Genomic DNA, 6,465 nt, shown 5'->3' on the forward strand with positions numbered 1-6,465 from the left:
GTCAGGATCTTGTGCGGATAGCTCTGGTGGCTGACGTCCCAGATCAGCTTGTCGCGCGGCGTGTCGAAGACCGCGTGGATCGCCACCGTCAGCTCGACCACGCCGAGGCCGGCGCCGAGGTGACCGCCGGTGCGCGAGACGCTGGCGATGGTCTCGGCGCGCAGTTCGTCGGCCAGGCGGCGCAGCGCCGCATCGTCGAGGCCCTTGAGGTCGGCCGGGCTGTGGACACGGTCCAGCGTCGGGGTGTGGGGCCGGTCGGTCATGGCATGGTCCTTCAGTTCCGGCGCGAGATAACGAAGCGGGCGGCCTGCCGCAAGGGTTCCGCCCGGTCGCCATAGGCAGCTAGCGCGTCGCAGGCCTCGGTCACCAGCGCGTCGGCGCGTGCCTTTGCCGCGTCGAGACCCAGCAGCGACACGAAGGTCGCCTTGCCTCGCCCGGCATCCTTGCCGACCGCCTTGCCCATCGCGTCGATGTCGCCCTCTACGTCGAGGATGTCGTCGGCGATCTGGAACGCCAGCCCCAGCGCCTGCGCGTATGTGCCCAGCGACGCGGGATCGGCCTGCGCCAGCCGCGCGCCGGCCTCGGCCGCCCAGCCGATCAGCGCGCCGGTCTTGTCGGCCTGCAGGCGCGTGATCGCCGCCAGATCCAGCGGCGTCTCGCTGCGCTCGGCCGCCATGTCGAGCGCCTGGCCCAGCACCATGCCGCGCGCGCCGGACGCGCGGGCGAGGCTGAGCGTGAGGTCGGCGCGCACGGCGGCGTCGGGATGGCAGGCGGGGTCGGACAGCAGCTCGAACCCCAGCGCCTGCAGCGCGTCGCCGGCCAGCACGGCGGTCGCCTCGTCCCACTCGCGGTGGACCGTCGGCCTGCCGCGGCGCAGGTCGTCGTCGTCCATGCAGGGCAGGTCGTCGTGCACGAGGCTGTAGGCGTGCACCGCCTCGATCGCCATGGCGGCGCGCAGCGCGTGGTCGGGTGCGACGTCGTGCAGGCGCGCGCCTTCGATCACCAGGTAGCCGCGCAGGCGCTTGCCGCCTTCCAGCGCATAGGCCATCGCGTGGACCACCGGCACGTCGGGCCAGTCCGACAGGTCGCGCGCGAAGCCGTCGCCGATCGCCCGCGCGGCGTCGGCCAACCCGTCTTCGAACCGCATCAGAGCCCGTCGACGGGCTTGATTCCGGTGGGGTTGCCCTCGGCGTCCAGAGTGATCGCGGCGACCTTCTCCTCGGCTTCGCTGAGCTTCGCGTCGCACCGCTTTCGCAGCGCCGCGCCGCGTTCGTAGAGCGCGATCGATTCGTCCAGCGCCACGTCGCCGCGCTCGAGCTTGCTGACCACCTGTTCGAGCTCGGCCATCGCGGCTTCGAAGCTCATCTCCTCGACGGGGGTCTGTGTCTGGTCGGTCATGTCTTCTCCGTCAGTGTCTGCACGTGGGCCGCGGCGCTTTCGGCCAGCGAGGCCAGATCGTATCCGCCCTCGAGCACCGAGACCACCGGGGCGCCGGCCTCTTTCGCGATGGCGCAGAGTTCCGCCGTCAGCCAGGCGAAATCCTCGACCTCCCAATTGAGCTGGGCCAGCGGGTCCTCGGCGTGCGCATCGAAGCCGGCCGAGATCAGAAGCAATTCGGGCGCGAAGGCGCGCAGGCGCGGGAAGACGTGGGTATCGTAGGCGCTGCGCATGGTGTTGCCGTCGCTGTCGGGGGCCAGCGGCACGTTGAGGACATTGTCGTGCGCGCCGGTCTCGTCCGGGCGGCCGGTGCCGGGCCAGAGCGGCATCTGGTGCGACGACACGAACAGCGCGCGTGCCTCGTCCCACAGCAGGTCCTGCGTGCCGTTGCCGTGATGAACGTCGAAATCGACCACCGCGACGCGGCTCAGACCGTGGCGTTCCAGGGCGTGTTTCGCGGCGATCGCAGCCGTGCCGAACAGGCAGAAGCCCATCGGCGTCTCGCGCTCGGCATGGTGGCCGGGCGGACGCATGGCGCAGAAGGCCGACGTCGCCTCGCCGCCCTGAACCATGTCGACGCCGCGCATCGCCCCGCCCACCGCGCGCCGCGCCGCTCGCATCGAGCCGGGCGACAGGAACGTGTCGGCGTCGAGCTGCCGCGTGCCGGCGCGGGGCAGCCCGGAGGCGACGCGGTCGATATAGGTCTGCGGGTGGCACAGGCGCAGATCCTCGTCCTCGGCCTCGGGTGCCGCGACGCGAAGCAGGTCCATGCCCTGAAGCGCGTGCAGCACGTGTTCCAGCCGGGCCACCCGTTCCGGGTGCCCGGCCGGGGTGACATGAGTCAGCCCGTCCGCGTGGGTGATGAGTGCCGTGGCCATGCGTCCCCCTGCCTGGTCTGCGCTGTCAGGGAAACCCCATGCGCCGCCGAAGGGCAACCGTCAATCCGGCGCCAGCATGTAGCCCGAGCCGCGCACCGTCTGCAGGTACCGCGGGCTTTTCGGATCGGTCTCGAGCTTGCGGCGCAGGCGGGTGATCTGCACGTCGACGGCGCGTTCCTGCGCCTGACCGTTGTCGCGTCCCAGCTCCTCGACCAGTTGCGCGCGGCTGATCGCCTCTCCCGGGCGGGCCGAGAAGATGCGCATCAGGTGCGCCTCGGTCGCGGTCAGGCGGACAGGCTCGTCGCCCTGCCACAGCTCGCCGCGCTCGGTGTCGTAGCGGATGCCGCCGAGGCTGATCAGGTTGGGCACCGTGGGCGCGGCGGGCGCATCCGGCACGCGGCGCAGGATGGCGTTGATGCGCAACAGCAGTTCCTTGGGTTCGAACGGCTTGGGCAGGTAATCGTCGGCACCGGCCTCGAGGCCCTTGATGCGGTCCTCGGTCTCGGCCCGGGCGGTCAGCAGCAGGATCGGCGTGGTGGCGCGTTCGCGGATCGCCCGGGTCAGGCTGACGCCGTCTTCGCCCGGCATCATGACGTCGAGCACGATCATGTCGAAGTCGAGCCCCTGCAGCAGCCGCCGCGCGTGGCCCGCGTCGCGGGCGGCGCTGACCAGGAAGCCGTTGCGGATCAGGAACTTCTGCAGAAGCGTCCGGATGCGTTCGTCGTCGTCGACGATCAGCAGGTGCACGTCGGTGCCGGTCATCCGCGGCCCTCCCGCAGGCGTTCGTACTGGCGGCGCATCTCGGGGTCCATCATCGCCTCGAGCACGCGACGGAAGCCGGCGACCGCCTCGGGGCCCGCCGCGCGGAAGGCGGCGCGCAGGCGGGCGCGCTGCACCTCGGAGAGTTCGCGCTCCAGCGCCTCGCCGTCGGGGGTGAGGTAGAGGTGCCGCTCGCGCTTGTCGATGCGGCCGACGCGGCTTTCCACCAGCCCGTCGCCGATTAGCGTGCGCAGCACGCGGTTGAGCGATTGCTTGGTCACGCCCAACGTCGTCAGCAGGTTGTTGACCGTCGTGCCCGGCGCGCCGTGGATGAAGTGCAGCGCGCGGTGATGCGCGCGGCCGTAACTCAGCTGCGCGAGGATGCGGTCGGGGTCGGCGGTGAAGCCGCGATAGGCGAAGAACATCGCCTCGGCCCCCTGGCGCAATTGTTCGTCGGTGAGGTAAAGCAGGGTTTCCCCCTGCATCTTGCGCGCCTCGGTCATGCTGCCCCGTCGGTTCGGTCTGACCCGAATTTACGTCAGTCTTGTTGACATTCCAAGATCGAACTGGTACCGAATCTCAGTTTTTGCGCAACATTACGTCCGGTTCGGCCATAAGTCGCGCAACTAATGTAAAGGGATGGGAGCGGACGATGGCAGACGCAGCCTACGACGATCGTGACGGAAAGATCTGGATGGATGGAACGCTGACCGATTGGCGCTCGGCCAACGTGCACGTGCTCAGCCACGCGCTGCATTACGCCAGCTCGGTCTTCGAGGGCGAGCGCGCCTATGGCGGCAAGATTTTCCTGTCGCGCAAGCATTCCGAGCGGCTGCATTTCTCGGCCGGCGAGCTGGACTTTCAGATCCCCTTCTCGGTCGACGAGATCGAGGCCGCGAAGGCCCAGGTGCTCGAAGCCAACGGACTGACCGATGCCTACGTGCGCGCGGTCGCGTGGCGCGGCGCGGGTCCGGACATGGGCGTCGCGTCGCGTCGCAACCCGGTGCGGCTGGCGATTGCGGCCTGGGAATGGGGCAGCTATTACGGCGACGCCAAGATGAAGGGCGCCAAGCTCGACATCGCGAAATGGAAGCGCCCCTCGCCCGAGACGATCCCGGTGCACGCCAAGGCGGCCGGTCTCTACATGATCTGCACGACGTCGAAGCACGCGGCCGAGGCCAAGGGCTGCTCGGATGCGCTGTTCATGGATTACCGCGGTTACGTGGCCGAGGCGACGGGCGCGAACATCTTCTTCGTGAAGGACGGTGAGGTGCACACGCCCAAGCCCGACTGCTTCCTGAACGGCCTGACGCGCCAGACGGTGATCGGCATGCTGGAAGACCGGCAGATCAAGGTGCACGAGCGCCACATCATGCCCGACGAGATGGAAGGGTTCGAGCAGTGCTGGCTGACCGGCACGGCGGCCGAGGTCACGCCGGTGGGCCAGATCGGCGACTTTCGCTTCGAGGTCGGCGCGCTGACCCGCGACATCGCCACCGGGTACGAGGCGCTGGTGCGCGCCTGAGGCGCGGCCGTCCCGTCCGTGTCGGCGGGGCCTTCGGGCCCGTCGCGGCACGGGCCTTCCGATCACGTGAAAACGAAAGAAGGGCGCCGCGGCGCCCTTCGCTGTTCTTCGGGTTAGCTTCCGGCGTTTCCCGCGCCGGTCTAGACGAGGGCGCGCAGCATTGCGGTATTGCTCTGGATCAGCGCGTTCAGCTCGACGATCCGCGCCAGGCGCTTCTCGATCTCGTTCTGGCACGCGTCGAGCTGCTCGACGATGCCGCCCAGCGCGGTGCCCTGCTCCGACAGGGCGGCGCTTTCGATCTTGCACATCATGCGGGTCGAGCTGAGGCCGGTCACGTAGCGTTTCATGTCCAGCACGCTGCGGCCGAAGCGCATCGCCTCGGTCTCGACGCTGCCGAGCGACTCGCGCGTCTGCTTGAGGAAATCCTCACGCAGGCTGCCGATCGCGGTACGCTCCTCCTCCAGGCACTGGCCCGGCATCGCGTCGACGTCGTTGTGCGACAGCGCTTCGGATATCTCCTGCTCGAGCGCGGCGGCGAAGCCGAGGAACTGGCTGTTGAGGATCGCGTCGCGGATCCGCGCGAAGACGCAGGTGTCGCCGTCGACGAAGGTGTTCACCCAGGTCGACATCTCCTCGAGCATCTGGCTGTAGTTCACCGAGATGGCGCTGATCGGCCCGCCCGCGTTCTCGAGCCGCGAGGCGATGATGCGCATGTTCATCGGCACGGTGCGGATGGCGTTGAAGGCCTCGGTCATCTCGGCGGTCTCGACCTGCACGTCGGTGATGCCGCGCGACATGGCCAGCAGCCGCTTCTGTACCTGCTCGAGCGGGTCGCCCATCGCCTTGGCGCGGGCCTCGAACTCGGCCGCGAGCGCGGAAGCCTGGAAGGTGTGGTAGCTGGCATAGCCGAGGTCGCGCACGCGCTGCAGCAGCATCTCGGCGCTTTGCTGGGGCGTCAGCCCCTCGTCGCGTTCGGCGCGCAGCAGGTCGGCGTAGATCTCGGCCACGGTGTCACGCATGGGCGACGTCGGCTTGAGCCGGATCGAGACGTAGCCGTCCATCCAGGGCGCGATCAGCGCGAAGACCCAGTAATAGCCGCCCGACTTGTCGCGGTTCTTGACGTAGGTGCCGACCGGCTTGCCCGTCTTGATCGTGTCCCACATGAACTGGAACACGCCCTTGGGCATGTCGGCGTGCCGAATGATCTTGTGCGGCGCACCGATCAGTTCGTCCCAGGAATACCCCGACAGCCGCCGGAACACGCCGTTGCCGGCCTTGATGACACCCCGCTTGTCGGTGCGAGAGAAAAACATCTCGTGCACCTGGAAGGAAATCTCTCCGGCGGTGCTGCGAGCCTCGGCGGCGAATGCGGGATTCAGTTCCGTCATGTCATCCTCGTTCAAGCGGGCTGACGGCACATTCGTCCGGAAAACTTAGTAAACAATGAAGAACCGCGCCGGGATGACCCGACGCGGCTGAAAATTGTCTCGCTGGCGGAAGGCTCAGCCCGGCGACAGGCCGCGCAGACGCTCGGACCGGCGGCGCAGAAGCTCGACGGTGGTCAGCAGCGCGATCGAGATCATCACCAGGATCGTCGCCACGGCCAGGATCGTGGGCGAGATCTGCTCGCGCAGGCCGGTGAACATCTGCCACGGCAGCGTCTGCTGGTTGGCCGAGCCGACGAACAGCACGACGACGACCTCGTCGAACGACGTGATGAAGGCGAACAGCCCGCCCGAGATCACGCCGGGCAGGATCAGCGGCATCTGCACGCGGAAGAACGTGGTGACCGGGTTCGCGCCCATGTTCGCCGCGGCCCGCGTCAGCGAGCGGTCGAAGCCCACCAGCGTCGCGGTCACGGTGATG

The 6,465-nt window shown here is 68.6% G+C and carries 9 protein-coding genes; 1 reads left to right on the plus strand and 8 read right to left on the minus strand.

Annotation, left to right across the window (positions count from 1 at the left end; genetic code table 11):
* From ACFDTC_RS11940 to ACFDTC_RS11965, 6 genes are all read right to left on the minus strand, one after another.
* Nucleotides 1–263: 1-deoxy-D-xylulose-5-phosphate synthase N-terminal domain-containing protein (locus ACFDTC_RS11940; RefSeq protein ID WP_375259113.1), on the minus strand; the 263-nt coding region annotated here is incomplete at its 3' end.
* Between the two features lie 11 nt (nt 264–274).
* Complete coding sequence (locus ACFDTC_RS11945) at nt 275–1,147, minus strand: polyprenyl synthetase family protein (protein WP_375259105.1); 873 nt, start codon at nt 1,145–1,147, stop codon at nt 275–277.
* Nucleotides 1,147–1,398 (minus strand): exodeoxyribonuclease VII small subunit, encoded by a 252-nt coding sequence (locus ACFDTC_RS11950; protein WP_375259106.1) that lies wholly within the window; start codon nt 1,396–1,398, stop codon nt 1,147–1,149. Before ACFDTC_RS11950 ends, ACFDTC_RS11945 begins: the two co-directional genes overlap by 1 nt.
* Entirely contained in the window at nt 1,395–2,315 is a 921-nt protein-coding gene (locus ACFDTC_RS11955) for a histone deacetylase family protein (RefSeq protein WP_375259107.1), read from the minus strand. Before ACFDTC_RS11955 ends, ACFDTC_RS11950 begins: the two co-directional genes overlap by 4 nt.
* A 60-nt stretch (nt 2,316–2,375) precedes the next feature.
* Nucleotides 2,376–3,077 carry a response regulator gene (locus ACFDTC_RS11960; protein WP_375259108.1) on the minus strand — a complete coding sequence of 234 codons (702 nt, stop codon included), beginning with the start codon at nt 3,075–3,077 and terminating at the stop codon, nt 2,376–2,378.
* Nucleotides 3,074–3,577: a MarR family winged helix-turn-helix transcriptional regulator gene (locus tag ACFDTC_RS11965; protein WP_375259109.1), complete on the minus strand. Its 504-nt coding sequence runs from the start codon at nt 3,575–3,577 to the stop codon at nt 3,074–3,076. Before ACFDTC_RS11965 ends, ACFDTC_RS11960 begins: the two co-directional genes overlap by 4 nt.
* A 149-nt stretch (nt 3,578–3,726) precedes the next feature.
* Between ACFDTC_RS11965 and ACFDTC_RS11970 the strand changes: the two genes are divergently transcribed.
* Nucleotides 3,727–4,599, plus strand: a complete 873-nt coding sequence (locus tag ACFDTC_RS11970; RefSeq protein ID WP_375259110.1) for a branched-chain amino acid aminotransferase — start codon at nt 3,727–3,729, stop codon at nt 4,597–4,599.
* 140 nt (nt 4,600–4,739) lie between these two features.
* On the opposite strand, the gene ACFDTC_RS11975 is transcribed toward ACFDTC_RS11970, so the two are convergent.
* Together ACFDTC_RS11975 and ACFDTC_RS11980 are read right to left on the minus strand one after the other, a co-directional pair.
* Nucleotides 4,740–5,987 (minus strand): PAS domain-containing protein, encoded by a 1,248-nt coding sequence (locus ACFDTC_RS11975; RefSeq protein ID WP_375259111.1) that lies wholly within the window; start codon nt 5,985–5,987, stop codon nt 4,740–4,742.
* Nucleotides 5,988–6,101: 114 nt separating this feature from the next.
* Nucleotides 6,102–6,465 (minus strand): ABC transporter permease (locus ACFDTC_RS11980; protein WP_375259112.1); only part of this gene is annotated, 364 nt, incomplete at its 5' end.

This window comes from Citreimonas sp. (genome assembly GCF_042096055.1).
Taxonomy (GTDB): Bacteria; Pseudomonadota; Alphaproteobacteria; order Rhodobacterales; family Rhodobacteraceae; genus Citreimonas.